Below are 19,704 nucleotides of genomic sequence, written 5' to 3'. Positions count from 1 at the left end.
CAAGGCAGAATACGTTGCCTCACAGGCACTCTGAACGATCCCAGCGGACAACTATGTACGCACGAACCCATCAGAAGGTTGGGAGTTCGAGTCTCTCCGGGCGCGCAGAAAAGAGCCCCCGAGCTGCATCAGCAGATCGGGGGCTCTTTCCTTCCAAGATCATCGAGGTGAAATCCCTCACTTTCCCCTTATATTCGAATCCGTACTTTCCTTCGCGTACCGGTCGAGGACCTCGCGAAACATCCGGACCGTGCGTGCGCCGTTCGACGTAGTGGTGCTCGGTCGTCGCGAGCTGAGCGTGGGACAGCTGGGCTTGTGCCTGCTCGACTCCGAGGCCGTCGCGGATCACCGTTCCCACGGTTCGCCGCAGCGAATACGGAGTGACCCACTTCAGGTCATCGGGCAGTGCAGCACGCAGAGACCGCCGAAGGTTGTTCAGGCTCATCCACTCGCCGTCGCGATTCGGAAAGACCGGCTTGTCCGCGAGAGTCTCCAACGATTCGAGATCCTTGCTCGCTTCACCGAGCAGCTGAGCCAGCGCTTCGACAGCCAGCGATGGCAATACGACCGTGTGATCGGGCGCATCGCCCTTCCGAGAATCCTGCCGACGCAACGACTGACCTTTGACCTTGCCGTGATCGATCACCGTGCCCGCGACCGTCATGACTGGCGGATCGGACAGCAGATCGACATCCGACCAACGAAGCCCGAGCACCTCATTCGGCCGGCACCCGGTCGAGCCCATCACATCGACGAACGGAGGCAACAGACGTCCTGGTCGTGGACCGGAAACGTGTTCACGTTGGGTGTACGCGACCACCGCCGCGCGAACCCTCGCGAACTCGTCCACGGTCAAGGCACGCACCGGCGTCTTCTTCCTCGTATTACGCGATGTCTCTCGGAGCGGATTGACCGCCAGCACGTCATGCCGGACAGCCATCGCGAACATGCCGGTGAGTGCCACCCGGAGAAACTTGGCCTGACTCATCGCCGACTCAGCCACGATCCCGAGGTGGCTTTCAGCGCGACTGGTCGGGAATTCTCGGACCCGCAGTTCACCGATCTGCTTGGCGCCGTGCTTGTCCCATGTCACGCTGGTATTTGTCGACGCTTTGGCGCTTCAGCCCGGCTTTCTCCTGTGCTCGCGAATCCACATCGCGATCACAGTCGGCGAGCGGTCGGACGCTCCGTTATCACCGTGCTCGAGAGAGGCGAGGTTTCGGTTTTCATAGTGCCGCTGGGTATAGTTGTGCGCCGGGCATCTGTCGTGCTTCGTCAACAACTGCGCTGCGACCGTGGCGGCGCTTCCCGTCCTGATCGCGAAACGTATGTGCTCGCGGTGAACTTCTCGGCCCGGCCTTGGGTGACTGGATGATCTTGCCCCACGCGCAGGGGTTACATCCGCTGTTGGGATGACGCTTTGCCCGCTGGTCCCAGAGCGTCGATTGTAGTGGCCACCGCCTGAATTCGCTGACAAAACCGGTCGCCGCCCGACTTTCACGAGCGCAGCTCACCGGAGCGAACAGTTCGTAGTACATTGCTGTGCCCGATCGGGATGAGCTTGCGAACTTCCGCCTCATTCAGAAGCTTGGACATGAAACCCCTCCTATGCTGCGTTGTGGATTGCCGAAACTTGTTGTGTGCCTGGTGGTCCCGCTGCCAGGCGAGCGTTTTCGTATTGAGCGCGCCATTTGATCCGTTGAGCGATCGAGGCCATGACCAGGTGCTCGCGAGGTGGCACGTTCCTGTCTCCCGGCTCGACCGGTTTGACGATCAGCCGGGACGTATCCGGTTTCTGAATGCCGACCTGGGCGAGAAGTTGCCGAACAAACTCGGCGCGGTCGGCCTTGTGATCCGGGAGGGTCTTTCCGGTCCAGCGGCGCGAGACCAGGACACGACGACCGCGCAGGCCGAGGGTGTCTCGGCGGTGGGCTTTGCCCTTGCAACGGCCCGGCTGGGTCTTGTCGGTGGCCCCCTTCGGATTGATGCCGTAGCGCAGCCAGACACCGCAGTTCGGTGAGCACGGTGTCTTGCACAGTTCCGCGTGGAGCCGGTCGTAGTGGTCGGCGGCGCGAGCGGTCTGGGGCTCGATCACTTCAGCGATGGATTTGGTGAGGTATTTGGTCAGGTAACCGACGTGCCGGGATGCTTCCTCATGCCCCGAGTACGCCCCTTGATGTCTTTTCGGGTCGATTGTTTGCTCGAAGGTCACCCACGTGGGCGGGTTTCAAGTTGTCGACGTATCGTAGCACGTACCATGGCTTCGTCCCTACGTCGGTAGGGGCTCGCGGATGTCGGGGTCAGACGAATCGCCGGCGGTGTAGTCCCAGACCGGCATTGTCCCATCGGTGTACTGCTCGTTGTCGGGGTGCAAGTGCGGCCACCACACCTGGAGGTAGGTCGCGGAGGCGCCGATCTGCAGAATCAACGCCCTGGGTCGGTTGCGCGCACAGCCATGTGAAAAATGTGGTGCTCTCGCGCCTTCTGTGCTGTCTACGTGACGAAGTATGAATGTCGCGCGGCCGGATCGCGCGGCGGTAGTCGTGTACGAACCCGGTCGAACAGCGGCCGGAGCAAGAACACGATGTCCGGGCGGCGCGTCGAGGTAGTCGTAGCTATCGGGGTCAGCGGCCGATCCGTCCGAGCACGGTTTGCCGTCCGCGTTGGTTGCACCGTCGCGGTTGATCTTGCCGTAGGAGTCCAGCGTGAGAGTGATGAACATTGAGGGCCGGTACTTGCCCGCGTATTGACGGCCGATCGTGGCCTTGTCGATCTTCTTGCGTGGCAGATCAGGGACGTCCTGGCGGCGTCGGGTGGACCGTTTGCGCTCCGATTTCGGCTCGGGATCCAGCGCCGGAAGACGCCCGCGCACACCGGTTTCGCGCAGATCCGCATCCACGTCCGAGACCACTTCACGGATGCCGTCCATCATGTCCTGATCGCCGGACGCCTTGGCTTCCTGGTAGTTGGTCATCAGGCTTGCGCGAGTCTCGACCAGCTCCAACTGGTGTTGGGTGGGGTCGCGTTTGATGTCGACGGGTTCGGTTTCGATGTGCCAGCCTTCGTGGGCCTGCTGCATCCGAAGGGAGCGAGCCTTGGCCGCGCACGAGGGGCACACACTTTCCAGCGTCGATTTGCAGGGGGCACCAACGTATTTCGTATCCCCGGTATCGCGGTCATAGGTGTACATCGGAATCGGGCGCCGGCACTCGCCGTATTTGTCGGCGGCGGCCTGGGCGATCTCGTGCAGGTTCGGAATTGAGCGGCGATCGGCGGCGGTGTCCCGGACAGGGCCGAGGGAGGCCGGATCGGTGTCAGGCTGTTGGTCTGTCATGGTCTGGCCTCCCTCGAGGTTGGTGGGTTTCACGCGGCGTTTCCGCCTTCCTGACGGGGCAGCCCGCCCAGTCCGCCGGGGATGTGTGCGAATGGGGCAGAAATCGGCTTAGCGAGCGAATCAGCGCGCCGGAAAGCCAGTTCCACGCGAGCCGGGCCGGTGATGCTGACGCGGCATTCCTGCGCCCCGAACGCATGCGCCAGATGGCTTGCGCGGTTGGCCCAGTCGTCGGGGCACTGACCGGGCAGCATCGCGACTCGCACGGTGTCGATGGCCGTCCCGATGTCGATGCCCAGCAGCCGCGGAATCTTCACCGCTGCGCCGAGGTCGTCACGGGCCGACAGGCTGCAATCGTCCAGCCGTGCTGACCACTGCCGCCGATACCGGAACCAGGACAGAAACCGCGACCGGGCACGGCGAGTGATCCAGCGGGAAAACGATTCCGGAGCCTTCACCCGCCACAGGGCCAGCGCAGCGACCGAGGCCATTGTCATGCCGAGGGCCGGGAGCCAGCCGTAGAACCAGAAAAGGCCGGCCACCGCAGCGATCGGCAGCGACACCATCGGGAACAGCAGCGCCCACCAGGCCGCTAGGAACACCGCGATCACCGCCCAGCCGATCAGGGCGAGAAACAGGGTCGCGAGGTCCTCTACCGGGTCGCGGCGGGGTCCGGACCGTGGTGGTGGTTTTGGTCGTGGTGCTCACTGCTTCACCTCGGATTCGTCGAACAGCCCCAGCTCACTGGGGCGCTGCCTGCGCGGGAGGTCTTTGACCTTGCGGCGTTTGGTCTTTCGCACCCTGATCGGCTGCCGCTTGCACGATCGGATTCACTTGTGGTGCTTCATGTTTGGTGTTCATGCGGCCCAGTCCCCTCCGTCGGGGTCGTAGCCGTGGCCGAATACCTCTCCGGTTTCGGCGAGGATGTTCACCGCGATGCCGATGGGGTCGAGTCCGCGGGCTTCGAGCTGCAGCGGCGACGGCTGTGCAGGTCGATGACGTCGGCGTATTCACTGGTGCGCTTGCTCATTTCGGGTTCTCCTGTTCATCGGGGGCGCCACAGCGGTCGCAGCGGCGAAGGGTGTTCGTGGAGGGGAAGCGGTGGCCGCGCAGGTCGCATTCGGCGGTGATGGCGCAGCCGTCGCAGGTGATGCGGTCCCCGTCGTAGAGCCAGCCGTTACGACCGGCGGCGAGGTAGTAGGCGGCGTGAGGGGTGGAGGTGAAGCAGACCCGCGTGCCCACCTGCGTCGGTTATAGAGGTCGCCGCAGCTGTCGCAGTAGAATGACCACGTGGTTTTCGGTGACCATGCCGCGTTCATGCCGCCACCGGACCCGTGTAGCCGTCACCGGGATGCTCGTCGCCCAGGTCGTCGGGGTCGAAATCGCTGTAAATCGGCGGCCGGGGCGAAATCGGTTGCCCGGGGAATACATGTCACGATCGCGTCGGCTTGCTCGTCGGAGATCCAGAACGCACGCACACGCACGAACTCCGTGGTGCGTCTTCCCGCCGACATAGCCGACACCGGGCGTGGTTTCGGGGATCTTGTCGCACAACGCGCCCCGGTCCCGCGCTCCTTGCCCGTGGCACCATCGCGGTCTGTGTCGGTTCGTCCAGGCGCAGGCCGATGCGGACCGGGAACAGTTGCCGGTTGGGCATCGTCTCCTTGGACGGGTCCTGCAAGGCCGCGATCACCGAGACACCAGCGGCACGGCCCTTGGACTGCATCATGCCCGTCAGACGCCGGAACTCGTTTTGCTCGTCACGGTCGGCATACGAGGACAGCGACGCGGCCTCATCGATGACGATCACGATCAGTGGTTCATCGCGAGGGGACCAGCTTGCGGACCCTGCGGCGCGCATGCGGGCCAGCGCTCGTCCATCTCGGTCACGGCCTCGCGCAGCATGGCGAGGATGGTGGAAGGCGGTCGACAAGCGAAGCGGACGACACAGCCGGGTTTTCACCGCGCCCGAACTCCACACCGCCTTTCGGGTCGGGCCATCCACAATCCACGAACCCGGCTTTGATCGCCGGACCGGAGGCGGCCAGGGATCGTCCACAAAACACCGAGCCCTTACCCGAGCCGGTGGCTCGGTCAAGAAGAACTGTGCGTGTACAAGGATTCGCAGCAGCCCACGGCGTCCCGTCTTCCCGCAAACCCTACCGGCACCCGCTTTCCAGGTCGAACCGGCAAGCCACCGTGGTGGTGCGGTTGGTGACCGATTCCGGCCAGGGTAGTCGTGAACGCGGAGTTCCAGCCGCACCCAGCCCGGAGCAGGCAGAGGGACGCGGTGACCTGCTGCACTCCGACGTGGTCAGCGATGCGGGAGCGGGTGTCGTCGTTGGTCCAGTCGGCCAGGGTTTGCCCACCGCGCATCAGCACGTCGACGGTCAGGCCGTGGCGGGAGTAGTCCCACCACTCGACGCGCGGGAACCCGGTCTCGGCCGAGCCGAGCTTGAGCAGGGAAAACATCAGTTGTGCGTGTGCCGTGGAGGCGAACGACACGATTGCCGGGCGAAGAATCTCCGGTGCCTCGGCCAGTTCGCGTTCCAGGCTCACGGCGGTCGTGGTGGTGGGCGGCGGCCCCACGGCAAGATGTGTGCCGCGAACACCAGCGCCCCTATCGCCGACGCCGCGACCGGAACCATGTCGACGACGGTCATTGCCAGGGCTCCTTCGAGTTGTCGAGGCCGCACAGCAGCTGACAGCCCTGCACATCGGCCGGAGGCAAGCCCGGCTCGTGGCAGAACATGGTGCAGCCGGAATCCGGAGCGACGAGGGAGGGTTCGTCGTCGCACAACATCACGCAGCCCGGTTTGCCAGGTAGCGTGTTCGACAGCGGCCGGAGCCCACCTTCGTGGCGCGGAGCCGACGCCAAGAAGCCGGCCCACACCGAGGGCTGCGGCGGTCGACGGCGAGGGTGGTAGCACCCACGGTCCACAGCGCCAGTGGTTTCCCCATGACAGATCAGCTCCCGATCCGGGACGGACACCGGCAGCAATCGGCTGCGACGGGTTCGAGAAACAGAATACGGATGCGCCACAAGCCACCCGAGGCACAGAGGCACCATCGTGCAGGCGCGGCAGGTTCGGGCATCCACAGTTTCGCGGTCGTCTTCGCAGCGGCGGGAGGCATCCTGCTTCGAACTCGGCCACCCACGCGGAGCCGAAATCATGTTGGGCGCACGGGAAACAGCACTGCCAGCCGTGGTTCCACAGCAGCGATACTCGGGGGCGCATGTGGCCGCGGAACATCGCGCACAGCCACGCGGTAGCTCTTTGCCCCGCGCTATCGGCGTGGATGGCTGTTGCACCCCAACCGACCACAGCGCCCGACCACCAGAACCCAGGTGAAGAACCTTCGTTCGGCGGATTTGGCCAGGACCAAAGCGCCGGCGGTGGCCTGGAACGATGGTGCCGTCGATGATCAGTGGGACCAGCCACGATCCGACGCCGGATATGCCGCCAGTTTGGCCAGATCCCGCAGCGTGGCGACGACAGCCGGAACGCGGCAGCGCCGACGCCCCACGATCACCAGGACCGCGAACACCCCGCCGCACGCATTCCCCGCTCAGGCGTGAACATCAGGGCAGCCTTCTCCGCTGCCAGCCGCTCCGCCACGTCGGTTGCTTCTCAGGATCTGCGGCAGCTGCTCAGCGAGGTGCGAGCTTCCTCGATGACAGTTTCAGCCGCGCATACCGGATTGGCTCGTGGTTCATCTCCACGCTCACCGAGGCCCGGGATCGGCCCGATGCGGTGTCGGCGCGCGGGCAGTACCGGCCTCGGTGCCACGACTAGTGATGTTGTGCGCTGATGAACGACACGGCGATCACGCAGCCTTCGCGTCGCCACGCGCCGGACGAGTCGCACCCGGATCGGCCGCGGGGACTTTGGCGCCGGAGTTGTCGCCCGCGATGCCGGTAGCCCGCACCGTCCAGCCCAGGGTCTTGAACTCGCCCTGACCGGTGACCTTCGGCTGAAGGGTCACGTTCTCGAGCACGATCGAGCGCATGCCGGGCAGCACCTCCGGAGTCGAGGGCACCGGAGCCACGTCGGCCAGGAAGATCACCTGAATGCTCGACTTCTTCGGGTTCGTCTCGGCCGGGTTGGTGGCGGTGGCCTTCCACTGCCGCAGACCCGTCACCGGGTCGACCTTCTGACGAGCCGGAGCGTTGCGGTTCTGGTTGTACTCGGTGTCCGGCTCGATCTCGCCGACCAGGACGAGGCCCTTCTCGAAGGCTTCGTTGAACGCGACGTTGAAACGCAGATCTTTGAGCGCCATGACTGAATCTCCTTGCGTCTGGGGTTCTTTCGAATCTCGCCTCACTCGGTAGCGGCGATGGATTCATCGTAGACGTAGTTGCGTATGCGCACAAGGATTTTGCGTATACGAAGGGCGAGAAAGGTCAAACTCGCTGGTCAGCGCGGCGAAACTGTCTTGTCCGTATACGTATCTTCGTATACGCTGAGCGATGTAAGGACGCTATCGCCGCCGGTCGAGAGCTTGCTGACGATCGACACGCGCGGCATCACGGGACAAGAAGGTGTGCGCAATGAGGTTCCGCCCTACGGCTCTCGCGTGGATCGACCCCGATGTCACCGTCGCGCCAGACTGGGATCGTGCCCAGGTCCAGCGCCTGGCGAGGCATCTGGGCTATGCGCTCATTTGGCCGGCGAGTTCGTTGCTGCCGTTGCCTGATCAGGTCCGCGCGGCCGACGTCGATGCGGTGATCGTCCCTTCGGCAAGCCACCTGGACCCGCTAACCCTGAACAACCTCATGGGCTTAGCCGATGTCGAAGCCGTCCTACCTCGACTGTCGTTCGCTCGATGGCCGATGCAGCAGAGTGGACGGCGGGGGTGAACGCGTTGGAAACCCTCGGACTGCTTTTCGTGGGTCCTGCCTCTGTCGGCTGTGGTGTATTGCGCGGTGGCGTACTGCCGAGCGCCGTCCCTCCGATCGTCGGACGAAGCGGGCTGAATTGGAGGTTGTCGATTCGGATACAGATTCGAATACATGAATATTTCGCGCGATAACCAGTGCGAATACGGTTTTACGTATACGAAGTGCGCTATACTAGTCCCCCGTCCTACGCGCTAGTGATTTTCGAATTGAAGGGAATGAGCCACATGGCGGAACCTGCCTACGTCTCCATCGCTGGCGAATATGCTCGCCGAATTCGCGGCGGAGAATTGCCGCCCGGAACTCAACTGCCGAGCTATTCGGAAATCGCGGCGCGCAACAATGTCTCCGACATCGTGGTTCGGAAGGCACTCGAGCTCCTTCAGAGCCAAGGGCTCGTCCGGTCTGTGCGCAGAGCGCGGAGTGTTCGTATCGGATCGGCCGAACCTGATCCGGATCTCGCCGAACGTCAGATGGAGGACCCGGAAGTGACGTTTCGCGAACGAGTCCGACAGCACGGTTCAGATCGACCGGGCAACGGAGAGGTGTCGGCCACAGAAGCATTGGCCGATGCCCTTGGCGTAGCAGTCGGCGAAGAGATCACCCACGTCGTCACCCGCGCCAGCGAAGATGGCCGGCCGATTTCCGTGTCTGACAGCTACCAGCCCGGTCGACGTAGCGGACACGTCCGACGCTGCCACCCTTGAGGAAACGGTGGCGGACAGCATCCCGGTGCCGTCACACGCGGAGTGGTTGAAGACCACCCCCGGCGACCTCGTGAAGACCGTCCACCAGCGCTACATCACCGCGACAGGACGAGTAATTATCGGTCTCGGATGTGTCCTACCCGAGGATCGCTATTACGCATTTGTTTTCCGCATGAACCTGTAACCGGAACTTGAAGCGGCTACCGAGAAATAAAGCTCTGCGCGGCCGCCGGTCATCCGACTATGGATGACCGGCGGCTCTTTTATTGACGGACCCAGCCCTGAGCCCGATCGGCGAGATTCCACCAAGAGATGAATCCCGAATCCTCTGATTCGATCTTCCATCGCGAGTCCAGCGCATCGAAAAAAGGCTTCATCGCCGGTCTTTCCGCCTTTCGGCTCACCGATGTAGACCAACCGGCGACCGCCGTTCGCCTCGAAGGCCGCCAGTGCATCCGACGCCATCGTGTTGCCCCATCCAGGCGGCCAACACAGAAACAGGACCTCATCGGCACTGCCGACCGACCGCGCAGCGAACTGCCCGAGATCACCAACGCTCAGCCAGACGTCCGCTTGGCCTTCGGCCTGAGTGAACGACGGATTTTCGGACCGGTCCGGCGGTTCCGAGTCATACGCCGCAACATCCAGACCTGCGCTCGCCAACTGCGCAGCCCAGTAACCGCGGCCAGCTCCGAGCTCGACTACCGAACGCCCATTGCAGAATTGATGCATCCACGCCACGGTCTCCGGCGACGGAATCGCGTAGGCATAGGCGGCCTGCAAGATGGTCTGCGCGAATCCCAGTCGCGCGCTTCCTCGAGGCCGGCCACCGTCCACCACCCGGCGCCCCTGACGTTCGGACACCGATGGCCCGACGATGTCCCAGTATGGGTTCGCGCTGATCGAGGGCCCGCCTGTCATGTAATGCACGAGCCGCAAATCGAACGCTGCGTCGGCCCGGTCGTCCCCCGTCCCCGGCAGCATCGGCGCGGTATCGAGGTACTCCGCCACCTTCGGATACTCGGCCCGAAGACGCTGTTCGTCCCCTAACAACCCGGCCAGTTCTTCACGACGGTCCGCCGTCAGCGCAAGCTCAGCCATGCTCCAAGTCTGTCCGCGGACAGACCTTCTCGGCGAGCAAATGCACTCACCTGCATAGGTCGTTGCCGAATTTGGCTATAGAGGATCAAGGGCGGCGCTGGCGCGCCGCCGAGCGGCGCCGCCACGCGGCGCCGCGCAACCGCTCGCTGAAAGGACGCCGCTCGCGGCGCGTCGGGCGCGTCGGCGCCGCTCTGGCGACGTGGTAGAACGCCGACTTCCCCTTTCTGGCCACTTATGCAACGACGTGGCAGTGCTGGGCGCGACGTCTGCCGTACCCGGCCGGGCCTCCCGCAGCCGAGGACCGAATCGGCCGGCCACCAGCTCAGTCGACCGGCTGTGGTCGCCCTCGGTAGCCGGATATCCCAGGAAGCTCACCAGGATCTCGGTGCCGGTGCCGACGCAGTTCGGTTCCACACCAGCACGTTCCGGCGCCCACCGATCCTTCCGCATTGCTATGGACGATCTGCCGAAGGCATACCACCGGCGCAGGGCACTCCAAAGGGCGCTACGCGTCACTTCGTGATGGGCATTCGCCCACCCTTTTCCGCACCCCACACCGGTGGTCTGGACAAGCCCAGATCGACCACAGCAACGAGGAAGGACCTCCCGATGAGCACCACCACTTACGTCTGCGGAATCCGCGGTTGCGACGCCCTCGCCACCGAAATCCACCCGATGCCCCGGTTCGGACGGACCACCTACCGCTGCCACCCGCACCACGCGCAGGACCTCACCAACCAGGCCGCCGCCGACGCATACGATCCCGCAGCCGCCTACAAGTGACCCCGAGGGGGCTTCGGCCCCCTTCCCACCGCCTTCGGCCACCGGCAGCGCCGCCGGTAGCGAGTCGCCAACGACGTCGACTCCGGCCGATCCGCCGGTGCTGGTCACACCGGGACACCGGTCACCCGGTGCGGACGACGTCCTTCCGTCCGCACCGGGTTTCCGCCAGCAGTTACGTTGGGTCGCTGCCGAATTCGCCTTATATCTGTAGATAGAAGCAAGTCAGGTTCGGCTACGCGGCCGGTCCGGTATCGCCGTTGGGCCGGACTTCAAACCCAGTACGCCCGTATTCCTTGCCGTCGCTATCCGTGACTCGCCAGCTGTACCGTCCCGGTGACAGCGGTATACCCGGCGCTACATTGAACGCAAGCATCATGCGTGCAGACGGTTCGTCGGCGGTGGCATCTATGTATGCCCGCAGTGGTTCAGCTGATCTGCCGAAGGTGGCCGGCTCGTCGTTCGCATCGATCAGCTCCGCAACCAATTTGAACGTCGTGAGCAGTTCGTCTGCTGTGTCCGGATCGATCACGATGACTACTGACATCGGGGGTGTCGGCGTGACGACCCACGACCAATTCAAACCGAGCGCATGGACTTTGCCCACTGGATCCCGCTGGGCGGAATCCGCAGTGATCACCGTAATCTTCACGTACCCGCCCCAACAGCGTCGGAGATCAGGGGGGAGGATGCATGAACTGATGCATGAACCTGAACATGGCGATCGAGAATATCGCGCGACGGCGGTGGGAACGCGATATCGATGCGCTGTCTATGCACTGACGCCCAGTCGACCAGGGCTTTGGCCGCCGCAGGTGGTAGTGATCGCCCCTCACCCAGCATCGCGTTTAGCACTGACTGAATGTCGGAGAGTTGCTTTTTCAAACCCGGAGCGCCAACAGTCTCTGGAGGGGCTTCCGCCGCTGCACCCGTTCCGTTGCCCTTCGGATCCACCCACTCGACGTGGTGAGTGACCCGCGCCCCGATGGCGTGCGCATACCGCCGAATCGTTGACAGATGCGGATCTGCCGTCAGCTTCTCGAAGTTTGTGACGACGGACCGATGGCGGCCCATCCTGTCTGCCACCTCCGCGCCTGACATCTTGGCCACAGACTTGCGGATGTGCACCAGTGCTTCAAGCATGTCGTGGTCTGCCTCGACCAAGTCGCGGGCGAGCGCCTCCTCGGGGTCCGACGTATCGATCCCCAAAGCCCTCTCGAGATCGTCGAACGTGCTCATATGTTGAGGTTAACCGCAACATCACGTTCTGTCAGCATATCGGGAGGCAAGCCACACCTTGAATCGGCAGTGGGAGGTCTCTATCTGGCCGGTTTGCAGCTCACCCCACCCTTCCGGATCAAACTCACTGTCCGGCTTACGCCCAGCTCCGAGCCAGACCAAATACGTATGGTCAGGATGTTTGGGTACGCCGGTGTAGACCCGGTAGTGCCATCCCCCGAGGTTGCCGGGACGCGGATGCTTCAACTCCACGACCACGTCTCCAGACCGAACCTCTTGGAACTCCTGCTGACGTACAGAACCGGTGTGAGCGCGTTTCATCAGGCTGACGATTTCCTGGCGCAGCAGCATCTTGTCGGAATCACCTAGGGGGACCGTGCCGTCCGGATTCGGTTCGGACGGTGCGAGCACAGTGATGCGCTGCAACTCGTCGGTGAACGCTTTCGTCCAGTCTGCGTCAGGGCGATCGCCGTACGGCCAAGATCCGTCACCCTCAATCTCCATCGACACCGTCGACCCTCCTGCGGCTACCGGCCGGAAGTGGCGAACGGCCGCTGAACACTTATTATCAGACACCTCCGACATCCAGCCCGGAATAAACGGTGATCGCCCTGGTCGACTTCGGCGTCGAACCATCGGGCAGACAGGAGCCGACGAGTGGCCCAGCCTCCTCATGGCTCGATTGTCTGACTTCGCCACGGCCGAGTAAATGGCGCTTCGCGTCACTGCGTGATGCCTTCGGCCCCATTGACTAGGCCGCCACTCAGTACAGAGCGGCCAGTATGAGGAAGCAGGGCAAGGGAAGTCACCGGGGATGCGAAGTTCAGCCCCGGTGAGGCAGGACATTGATGTCACCACGATGTCACAACTCACTCGGATCTCCCCGGACTCTGGCGGACGCAACCCAACGCTCGGGATACATCCAAACCCAAGGTCAAACCCGGGAAAATGCTCCGGGGCTGCCTCCGGAGCAGGAGACCAGATCTCAGCCCAGCGGTATCGGTACGCAGTGAGTACGCAACGCTGCGCAGCGGTGCCCTCTTCGCCCAACGTTGCCGCCCAAAATCCCTAGGTCATGCCTACCGAGCCAACACCAGCTCGCCACCGCAAATGCCGATCCGTCGCAGTTGGGATCGCTTCGGCGTGTTCTCGCCTCGATCGGTGTACTGCTTGTGACGGGAGATCTCGAGCACCTATGGTGCTGCTGGTGGGTTCGGTCGTGGCCTGACCGGTGAGATGCAGATCTTTCTCGGTAGAGATTCGGTCACGGGCGTAGCGGTCTCGTTACTCAGAGCGATCATTTACTGGTGTGCTTCCTTGCCTAACTCGCCCGCAAGGGCACATTCGTTGGCGGGCCCCACGGGGCATTTTGAAAGAAGGAGTTACGGGCCAGATGCCTGCGAAGAAGTTGCGCATTCCGATCCCTCCTGAGGTCGCTGCTCGCGTATTGTTCGAGTCGGACCGAACGTGCTGTGTGTGTCGAAACAAGAAGCCGGTGCAAATTCATCATATTGATGATAATCCAAGTAATAATGATTTCGGAAACCTTGCTGTCCTATGCTTCGATTGTCACCGTGAGACTCAGATTCAAGGCGGGTTTGACCGCAAGCTAGATTCTGATCAAGTAGCTCTGTATCGCCGGCATTGGCTTGAGCGTGTGCGCGCGTATCGTTCGGGTTCGTCCTATGCGGAAGGAAAGCCTGAAGAGCGGTCCGATGAGTTGAAGCTGCGGGAAATACTTGCAAAGCTGGAAGTTGCTCGGGAACAAGAGGATTGGCTCGCGGTGGCGCGATTGTATAGCCAATCTGGCGATGAACATCTGAGGGATAAGTATGTCGAGCGTGCACTAGAAAATGATCCAAGTCCATTTTATCAAGTTCTAATAAGGAACGTCCAGGGAATTGCGGAAAAGCTTCCCGAGGATGTTAAGGATCGGGCAGTCGAGGAGGTTAGTGATGATTGGAGCACTAAGGCTGGAGTGCTTGCGGAAGTAGGGCGTTACAAAGAATCCGCCGAGGTGCTCCTGGGGGGTATTCGGGAGGCGCTGATTGCCGATAACTATTTTACAGCTGCATACTATATTAAGAATTTGTTGAGCAATCTGGCCGATGACCTATTCATCCTGGCGCTCAAAGATTTCATTCGCGATGACGACCTGTGGTGGCAACTGCGTGTTTTTGAAGAGCTTGGATGGGAGGATGAGGCGAATGAATTGCTGCTGAAGAATGAGCATCGAATTGCAAATTCCGGAGATGCTGTATTTCAGATGAAGCTCGCATCTGCAAAGGGCGATACCGAGGCGTATCTCGCGAAGGTGGTTGAGATCGAGGCGAGGGGGCCGGCGGCCTGGGATACAGCTTCCCAAATTGACGAAGAAGCAGAGGATGGTAACGCTGAGGAATTCTAGACGCGGGTTCGAACGGCCGCCATCAACTTTGACGGCCGTTCGAAACGGAGTCATCAGGCAGCCCCCGCCTGCGAAGTGGGCTGAGTGGACGGTGCGGCACGCTGGCACCGGGTGCATCTCCCCAGGGCACGCCTAGTGGGACGCAGAGAGTACGCAGCAGGGCTCACGAAGCCTGACATCTACCCACGGATGCCAACACGAAATACGCACGTAAACCGCGTCTTCGTCATCAGCTCTCGCACGCAAATAGCGCGATAGCTCTTCATCATCAACGTCGTGATCTACTGTCTCGCCAGGGCTACCGTGGTGACCCAAAGCCCTGAGCGTCATTACGGTGTCACAGGGTGGGTGAGGCCCATCGGACTCGGACATGAACCGTCGTTACTTTGACCGCACAAACGTCTGCGTACATTGGCGTACCGACCCAGATGTCAAAAGACAGTCCAAGGCAGAATACGTTGCCTCACAGGCACTCTGAACGATCCCAGCGGACAACTATGTACGCACGAACCCATCAGAAGGTTGGGAGTTCGAGTCTCTCCGGGCGCGCAATGGAACGGTCCTTCACTCACTTGGTGAGTGAAGGACCGTTCCGCATTTCGTCGATCAGAGATCGATACGTTCGAAATCGCTAGGCTTCCAACTGTGGTCGAAGGCCGCGGCCTCCGGGCCGTAGATGCGGAAGTAGACGAACCAGCCGGTGTCGGGCAGGGTCTGAATCCAGTGTTGTTCACCGTCGGCGGGTGCGGTCGGGCCGAACAGTAGGTCGATCGAGTTCGCGCCTGCCTCGGCATCGAAATCGAACAGGGAGGTGAGGACCGCGCGGTTCTGCTCGGTTCTGATCTGACTGCGGGTGCGTGCGTCGTACACGGTGACCGACCAGAACAGTTTTCCGGGAACGGGTTGCGGCACGGTCAGCCGATAGCTGTGGGCGCCGAGGGCCGCCAAATCGCCGTAGGCGATGTGGAATTCGGGGAAGGACGGTTCGGTGTCCACGACCTCGTACAGGGCTCCCAGAAGCCGATGTTGTCCTCCCAGCGCAGCGGCGTGGTGTCCTGGCCTTCGGGAGTCAGATCCAGGAACGTCGGCGGGGTCCAGTCGCGGTGCGGATCCAGCGGCCGGACCGCGGCCGTCTGCAATCGTCGCGTCGCCGCCGCCACGTCGCCGCCGGTCGGCAATGCGTGAATGCCGCCCGGCACCCGATAGGTCGTCGACCGGCCGACGTTGTAGCCCTCGGGAACGTCAGATCCCCAGCGGGCAGTGCCGACGAATTCGTACGAGTCGTCCACCGCAAGAGCTCCTGGTGGCCGCCGGAGCCGGGTTCGGCCGAGGGAGGGGATTTACCAACCGGAAACAGCGGCATCACACAGCCGAATCGGCCGAATCCTAAGTTTCGATCAGCTGATCGAAACTCGTGTGGAAGGGATCCGGCTCGTGGCAGGTCTCACCTCGTTCTCCGAAGTCCCCAATATCGACATCGCCCCGCTCTTCGGCGCCGATGCCGCGGCGAAAGCCGCCGTGGCCGCCGAACTCGCCTGTGCCGCAAGCGATATCGGATTCATGTACGTCTCGGGCACCGGGATCGACGAGCGCGTCTTCGCCGAACTGCTCCGTTCGGCGAAACGGTTCTTCGCCGACCCGCTCGAAGCGAAGATGCGCACCTACATCGGCAACTCCACCAACCACCGCGGCTACGTGCCCGAAGGGGAGGAGGTCTTCGCGGGCATGTCGGCGGACCGGAAGGAGGCCTTCGACCTGTGCCGCGACCTTCCCGCCGATGACCCCGACTATCTCGCGGGTAACCCCATGCTCGGCCCGAATCAATGGCCGGACATACCCGGCTTCAAGGAAGCGGTCTCGCGCTACTACCAGGAGGTCTTCGATGTCGGCGTCGCCCTCATGCGTGCCTTCGCGGTCGCGATCGGCCAGGCCGAGGACTTCTTCGATCCATATCTGACCAAGCCGCCGAGCCAGTTGCGCCTGATCCACTACCCGTTCGACGACTCGGCCGAGGACCGCCCGGGGATCGGGGCCCATACCGACTACGAATGTCTCACGTTGCTGCGCGGTACCGCCGCCGGGTTGGAGGTGCTCAACGGGGCGGGCCATTGGGTCGACGTACCGCCGGTGCCGGGCGCTTACGTGGTGAACATCGGCGACATGTTGGAGCTGATGACGAATGGGCGATTCGTGGCCACCACGCATCGTGTTCGCAAGGTCGCGCAGGAGCGCTACGCCTTTCCGCTGTTCTTCTCGGTCGACTACGACGCCGTCGTGGCCCCCCTGCCCGCGTTCGTCGACGCCGACACTCCGGCGCGGCCCGCACTGCGCGCCGGCGAGCATCTGTTCGCGCAGACCGCCCAGAGTTTCCGCTACCTGCGCACCCGGATCGCGGACGGGAGCCTGGTGCTGCCGGAAGGCTCGGTCGAGCTGTCGTCGTTCGGTCGCATGGCCGGCCGGCCCGCGTAAACCATTCGAACACAGCGGGATTGGCGGCACATGAATCTTCTCAGCAAGCTCACCGGCCCCTGGCCGTATCCCACCAGCGACGGGATACCGGTGGAGGTGGACGATCTCCACGGAATCTGGACACGATCGCTCATCAGCTGGCACGGCGGCCCCGACGACACCACCACGACGGTGACGTGGTTGCAGTCCGACGGGTGGTACGCGGACTTGAGGCAGCCCGCCGGCCGCCCCGATTTCGACGGCGTGACCTGCCTGCGAGATCTGCGGGCCGAACATCTCGAGTGGATGTTCGCACAGGAGGGATTCGCCGGCAGTCTGACACGATCACCGGTGACACCAGCGCGATTCACCTGGGGAAGACTGGTCGACTGGGCCCCGGCCGAAGGCGTTGCCGATACCGGCACCCTGCACTTCGAGAACGCGATGATGGTCGAGCGTGGTATCGAACTGCCCTATCTGGAGCACTGGCACCACGTAGACGGCACGGACCGCGGTCCCCGGGCCGTCGTCACCCTCCGCGACGCGGAGTCGGGCGCGCGGGCGATTCTGCTCCGCACCGGCGCGAAATTCGCGTTCGCGCGCTCACGGACCGAAGAGATCTCGGCGCTGCCAACCCCCGACGAGGTCCCTCGTCTCGACCTCAGCGCCGCTCAGGATCTCGCCGACTGCGAGATAGCGATCGGGTCGATATCGCCGACGGGCTGGCATATCGACATATCGAGTCTGCCCTTCCGGCAGGGGCATTCGTTCGTCGCCACCGACGCGGGCGACGAGTTGCACATCCTCGACCTCGAGCCTGCCCGCCCGCGACCGCGTCCGATCCGCTGGCGGATCGAGTCGCTCGTCGGAGCCTTCGCCGACCTGCTCACCGAATGACCCAAATCCCAGGCAGGAGACAGCCATGACCGGCATCCGTATCGACTCCCCCGTCGCCGAATCGCCCGCCCGCTCCCGGTTCGAGATCGAACCCTTCGCACCGAGCACATTCCGATCGCCGACCGCAGATCCGCGCCCCGCGACCTGCGCACGATCCTGTTCGGCAGCAGCCTGACCTTCAGTGTGATCATCATGGGCTTCCTGCCCGTCACCTTCGGGCTCGGCTGGTGGCAGGCCGCGTCCGCCGTCGTGGTCGGCTCCGCGCTCGGTTCCGCGTTGCTCGCACCGACCCGGGGTCATCGCACCCGCACCGGGACCAACAATCCGGTGTCCAGCGGCGCCTTCTTCGGCGTCGGAGGCCGAGCTGATCGGAACGATCCTCGTGGCCGTCGCATCGCTGATATTCGCCGCACTGAGCATCTGACCGGTGGTGCCGCACTCGTCGGCGCACTCGACCGCGCCTATCGACGTGCACAGTGACAGGCATCGAATTGATCTGCTTACGAGATCATTTCCGTCATCGTCACGGTGGTGTCGGTCTTCGGCCACGGCTGGATGGTCGCGGTTCAGCGAGTGATGATCCCGACCGCGGAATCTGCCGATCGCCGGACTGTTCGTCTACGGCGGCGATTTCGACCCGTCCTATTCCGGCGGCGGCTATGTACTCGGTTCGGCGCTCAACACCTGGGTCGCGTCGATGCTGCTGATTCGCGTCGACGATATCGTCGCTCGGCCCCTACTCCGGTGGACTGGACCCGCCACATCTCGCCGGCCGCGCACAGCGACCGCTCGATCATGCTGGCGCTTGTTCTACGGCGGCTGTTCGGCCTCGGCGGCCCCTTCATTGTGGGGCACGTTCAATCGCCCGTCTGGCTTCTACTCCCACCGGAACTCACCGACGGGGACATGGTCGGCGGCTGATGCGGACCTCGCCGATCTGGTATCTTGCCCGCCCTGGTCTTCCTCGGCCTGGCCTCCGCACCGTGGCACAGAGGCGGTGATCAACACCTACGGCACCGGACTCGACACCTCCTTCGCTGATTCCGGCAGCTGTCGCGGACCAAAGCAACTGGGGTTGCCGTGTCTGGCCCGCCACCGCACTCGTCTATCTCGGTCACTTCTACGACACGGGATCGAACCCAGCGTCACGAATGTTCTGACGCTGCTGGCCCAACTTCTCGGTGCCGTGGATCGTCATCCTCGTCATCGGTCACCTGCGCAACGGGGCGAACTACGACACCGACGCGTCTGCAGTCTTCAACCGCCGCGAAACCGGGGGCCGGTAATTGGTACAGCGGTGGGGATCAACATCGCACGGTCAGTATCTGGGGCATCGCCGCGACGGTCGGGGTGCTGTTCGCGGGCCAATACGTGGTTTCACCGGGCCGGGCGCCCATCTGCTCGGTGGACTCGATATCGGTTCGTCCTGGCCGGTCTCATCGCCGGTGCGCTCTACCCGTTGGTGGGCAGGATCGACCGGCTCCGGTGGAAAGCGCTGTCTCGTAGCCGATATGCGAGTGGCGGCGGCATCCGCCCGGCGGCATCGGGCCGGCGGATGGCATGCTGGAGCGAATGAGCGGACTGCGTCCCGTCGGCTCGCCGCGTCCAACGACGTCGCCCGGGCGACACACCGGAGGAAGAGATCCTCGATGCCGCGGCCGAGTTGTTCATCACCCACGGTTTCGCCGGTACCTCCACCCGATGATCGCGACGGCGGTCGGCATTCAGCAGAGCACGATCTACCACTACTTCTCCACCAAGGAGGAGATACTGGACAACCTGCTGACGCGCACCTGATCGCGCCGGCGGCGCTGGCGGAAAGCCTGATGCGACAACCCGAACGCGCCGCGGTCCGGCTCTACGCGATGGTTCGATACGACTGCCGCAACTGCTG

General features: G+C 63.3%; 22 protein-coding genes. 9 read left to right on the top strand and 13 right to left on the bottom strand.

The features are described 5' to 3' along the window. Positions 1 to 70 precede the first annotated feature (70 nt). From LKD76_RS31535 to LKD76_RS31505, 7 genes are all read right to left on the bottom strand, one after another. Positions 71 to 1,093 carry a tyrosine-type recombinase/integrase gene (locus tag LKD76_RS31535; RefSeq protein WP_227985611.1) on the bottom strand — a complete coding sequence of 341 codons (1,023 nt, stop codon included), beginning with the start codon at positions 1,091 to 1,093 and terminating at the stop codon, positions 71 to 73. A 513-nt stretch (positions 1,094 to 1,606) separates the two neighbouring features. Then, positions 1,607 to 2,212: a replication initiator gene (locus tag LKD76_RS31530; RefSeq protein ID WP_227985610.1), complete on the bottom strand. Its 606-nt coding sequence runs from the start codon at positions 2,210 to 2,212 to the stop codon at positions 1,607 to 1,609. A gap of 57 nt (positions 2,213 to 2,269) precedes the next feature. Next, on the bottom strand, positions 2,270 to 3,367 hold the full coding sequence (locus LKD76_RS31525; RefSeq protein ID WP_227985608.1) for a replication initiator: 1,098 nt from the start codon (positions 3,365 to 3,367) through the stop codon (positions 2,270 to 2,272). Next, positions 3,364 to 3,942: a hypothetical protein gene (locus LKD76_RS31520; protein ID WP_227985606.1), complete on the bottom strand. Its 579-nt coding sequence runs from the start codon at positions 3,940 to 3,942 to the stop codon at positions 3,364 to 3,366. The genes LKD76_RS31525 and LKD76_RS31520 overlap by 4 nt, the downstream gene beginning before the upstream one ends. Before the next feature lie 415 nt (positions 3,943 to 4,357). Next, positions 4,358 to 4,573: a hypothetical protein gene (locus tag LKD76_RS31515; protein WP_227985602.1), complete on the bottom strand. Its 216-nt coding sequence runs from the start codon at positions 4,571 to 4,573 to the stop codon at positions 4,358 to 4,360. 852 nt (positions 4,574 to 5,425) lie between these two features. Further along, the gene (locus tag LKD76_RS31510; RefSeq protein ID WP_227985600.1) at positions 5,426 to 5,890 is read right to left on the bottom strand and encodes a hypothetical protein; all 465 of its coding nucleotides are present in this window, start codon (positions 5,888 to 5,890) and stop codon (positions 5,426 to 5,428) included. Positions 5,891 to 7,159: 1,269 nt separating this feature from the next. After that, the gene (locus LKD76_RS31505; RefSeq protein ID WP_227985598.1) at positions 7,160 to 7,612 is read right to left on the bottom strand and encodes a hypothetical protein; all 453 of its coding nucleotides are present in this window, start codon (positions 7,610 to 7,612) and stop codon (positions 7,160 to 7,162) included. A gap of 271 nt (positions 7,613 to 7,883) precedes the next feature. Between LKD76_RS31505 and LKD76_RS31500 the strand changes: the two genes are divergently transcribed. Together LKD76_RS31500 and LKD76_RS31495 are read left to right on the top strand one after the other, a co-directional pair. Beyond that, positions 7,884 to 8,192, top strand: coding sequence for a hypothetical protein (locus LKD76_RS31500; RefSeq protein ID WP_104376155.1), 309 nt, complete (start codon positions 7,884 to 7,886; stop codon positions 8,190 to 8,192). A 266-nt stretch (positions 8,193 to 8,458) separates the two neighbouring features. After that, positions 8,459 to 8,938, top strand: a complete 480-nt coding sequence (locus LKD76_RS31495) for a GntR family transcriptional regulator (RefSeq protein WP_227985596.1) — start codon at positions 8,459 to 8,461, stop codon at positions 8,936 to 8,938. A gap of 153 nt (positions 8,939 to 9,091) precedes the next feature. Here the strand turns inward: LKD76_RS31495 and LKD76_RS31490 are convergent, their stop codons facing one another. Further along, positions 9,092 to 10,039, bottom strand: coding sequence for a hypothetical protein (locus LKD76_RS31490; RefSeq protein WP_227985594.1), 948 nt, complete (start codon positions 10,037 to 10,039; stop codon positions 9,092 to 9,094). Between the two features lie 609 nt (positions 10,040 to 10,648). Here LKD76_RS31490 and LKD76_RS31485 point away from each other — a divergent pair. Further along, positions 10,649 to 10,822: a hypothetical protein gene (locus tag LKD76_RS31485; protein WP_227985592.1), complete on the top strand. Its 174-nt coding sequence runs from the start codon at positions 10,649 to 10,651 to the stop codon at positions 10,820 to 10,822. Between the two features lie 232 nt (positions 10,823 to 11,054). On the opposite strand, the gene LKD76_RS31480 is transcribed toward LKD76_RS31485, so the two are convergent. From LKD76_RS31480 to LKD76_RS31470, 3 genes are read right to left on the bottom strand one after another with little or no spacing between them, the layout of a single operon-like run. Next, positions 11,055 to 11,471, bottom strand: coding sequence for a hypothetical protein (locus LKD76_RS31480; protein ID WP_227985590.1), 417 nt, complete (start codon positions 11,469 to 11,471; stop codon positions 11,055 to 11,057). Next, positions 11,468 to 12,058, bottom strand: a complete 591-nt coding sequence (locus LKD76_RS31475) for a helix-turn-helix domain-containing protein (RefSeq protein ID WP_227985589.1) — start codon at positions 12,056 to 12,058, stop codon at positions 11,468 to 11,470. Before LKD76_RS31475 ends, LKD76_RS31480 begins: the two co-directional genes overlap by 4 nt. Positions 12,059 to 12,079: 21 nt before the next feature. Then, a complete protein-coding gene (locus LKD76_RS31470) occupies positions 12,080 to 12,568 on the bottom strand; it encodes a hypothetical protein (RefSeq protein ID WP_227985587.1) in 489 nt (162 codons plus the stop codon). An 883-nt stretch (positions 12,569 to 13,451) separates the two neighbouring features. On the opposite strand from LKD76_RS31470, the gene LKD76_RS31465 reads away from it, so the two are divergent. Next, positions 13,452 to 14,465: an HNH endonuclease signature motif containing protein gene (locus LKD76_RS31465; protein WP_227985586.1), complete on the top strand. Its 1,014-nt coding sequence runs from the start codon at positions 13,452 to 13,454 to the stop codon at positions 14,463 to 14,465. Between the two features lie 606 nt (positions 14,466 to 15,071). Here LKD76_RS31465 and LKD76_RS31460 read toward each other — a convergent pair. Continuing rightward, positions 15,072 to 15,461: a DUF1214 domain-containing protein gene (locus LKD76_RS31460; protein WP_227985018.1), complete on the bottom strand. Its 390-nt coding sequence runs from the start codon at positions 15,459 to 15,461 to the stop codon at positions 15,072 to 15,074. Beyond that, complete coding sequence (locus LKD76_RS31455; RefSeq protein ID WP_227985017.1) at positions 15,380 to 15,754, bottom strand: hypothetical protein; 375 nt, start codon at positions 15,752 to 15,754, stop codon at positions 15,380 to 15,382. The genes LKD76_RS31460 and LKD76_RS31455 overlap by 82 nt, the downstream gene beginning before the upstream one ends. A gap of 145 nt (positions 15,755 to 15,899) precedes the next feature. Between LKD76_RS31455 and LKD76_RS31450 the strand changes: the two genes are divergently transcribed. The 5 genes from LKD76_RS31450 to LKD76_RS32405 all read left to right on the top strand — a co-directional run bounded on the left by LKD76_RS31450 (position 15,900) and on the right by LKD76_RS32405 (position 19,607). Next, positions 15,900 to 16,934, top strand: coding sequence for an isopenicillin N synthase family dioxygenase (locus tag LKD76_RS31450; protein WP_227985016.1), 1,035 nt, complete (start codon positions 15,900 to 15,902; stop codon positions 16,932 to 16,934). 30 nt (positions 16,935 to 16,964) lie between these two features. Further along, positions 16,965 to 17,810 carry a hypothetical protein gene (locus tag LKD76_RS31445; protein ID WP_227985015.1) on the top strand — a complete coding sequence of 282 codons (846 nt, stop codon included), beginning with the start codon at positions 16,965 to 16,967 and terminating at the stop codon, positions 17,808 to 17,810. Between the two features lie 60 nt (positions 17,811 to 17,870). Further along, the gene (locus LKD76_RS31440) at positions 17,871 to 18,290 is read left to right on the top strand and encodes a cytosine permease (protein WP_308188912.1); all 420 of its coding nucleotides are present in this window, start codon (positions 17,871 to 17,873) and stop codon (positions 18,288 to 18,290) included. A gap of 264 nt (positions 18,291 to 18,554) precedes the next feature. Further along, complete coding sequence (locus LKD76_RS31435) at positions 18,555 to 18,731, top strand: hypothetical protein (protein ID WP_227985584.1); 177 nt, start codon at positions 18,555 to 18,557, stop codon at positions 18,729 to 18,731. 780 nt (positions 18,732 to 19,511) lie between these two features. Continuing rightward, positions 19,512 to 19,607, top strand: coding sequence for a TetR family transcriptional regulator (locus tag LKD76_RS32405; protein ID WP_372466019.1), 96 nt, complete (start codon positions 19,512 to 19,514; stop codon positions 19,605 to 19,607). The last annotated feature ends 97 nt before the right edge of the window (positions 19,608 to 19,704 follow it).

Origin of the sequence: Nocardia spumae (assembly GCF_020733635.1) — a bacterium.
Taxonomy (GTDB): domain Bacteria; phylum Actinomycetota; class Actinomycetes; order Mycobacteriales; family Mycobacteriaceae; genus Nocardia; species Nocardia spumae.
This window is presented reverse-complemented; position numbering and strand designations above follow the sequence as displayed.

Excerpts from the sequence above, each read along its gene's own strand:
- LKD76_RS31485 (WP_227985592.1), top strand. The coding sequence starts at position 10,649 with ATGAGCACCACCACTTACGTCTGCGGAATCCGCGGTTGCGACGCCCTC.
- LKD76_RS32405 (WP_372466019.1), top strand. The coding sequence starts at position 19,512 with ATGATCGCGACGGCGGTCGGCATTCAGCAGAGCACGATCTACCACTAC.
- LKD76_RS31445 (WP_227985015.1), top strand. The coding sequence starts at position 16,965 with ATGAATCTTCTCAGCAAGCTCACCGGCCCCTGGCCGTATCCCACCAGC.
- LKD76_RS31505 (WP_227985598.1), bottom strand. The coding sequence starts at position 7,612 with ATGGCGCTCAAAGATCTGCGTTTCAACGTCGCGTTCAACGAAGCCTTC.
- LKD76_RS31465 (WP_227985586.1), top strand. The coding sequence starts at position 13,452 with ATGCCTGCGAAGAAGTTGCGCATTCCGATCCCTCCTGAGGTCGCTGCT.
- LKD76_RS31475 (WP_227985589.1), bottom strand. The coding sequence starts at position 12,058 with ATGAGCACGTTCGACGATCTCGAGAGGGCTTTGGGGATCGATACGTCG.
- LKD76_RS31490 (WP_227985594.1), bottom strand. The coding sequence starts at position 10,039 with ATGGCTGAGCTTGCGCTGACGGCGGACCGTCGTGAAGAACTGGCCGGG.
- LKD76_RS31500 (WP_104376155.1), top strand. The coding sequence starts at position 7,884 with ATGAGGTTCCGCCCTACGGCTCTCGCGTGGATCGACCCCGATGTCACC.
- LKD76_RS31495 (WP_227985596.1), top strand. The coding sequence starts at position 8,459 with ATGGCGGAACCTGCCTACGTCTCCATCGCTGGCGAATATGCTCGCCGA.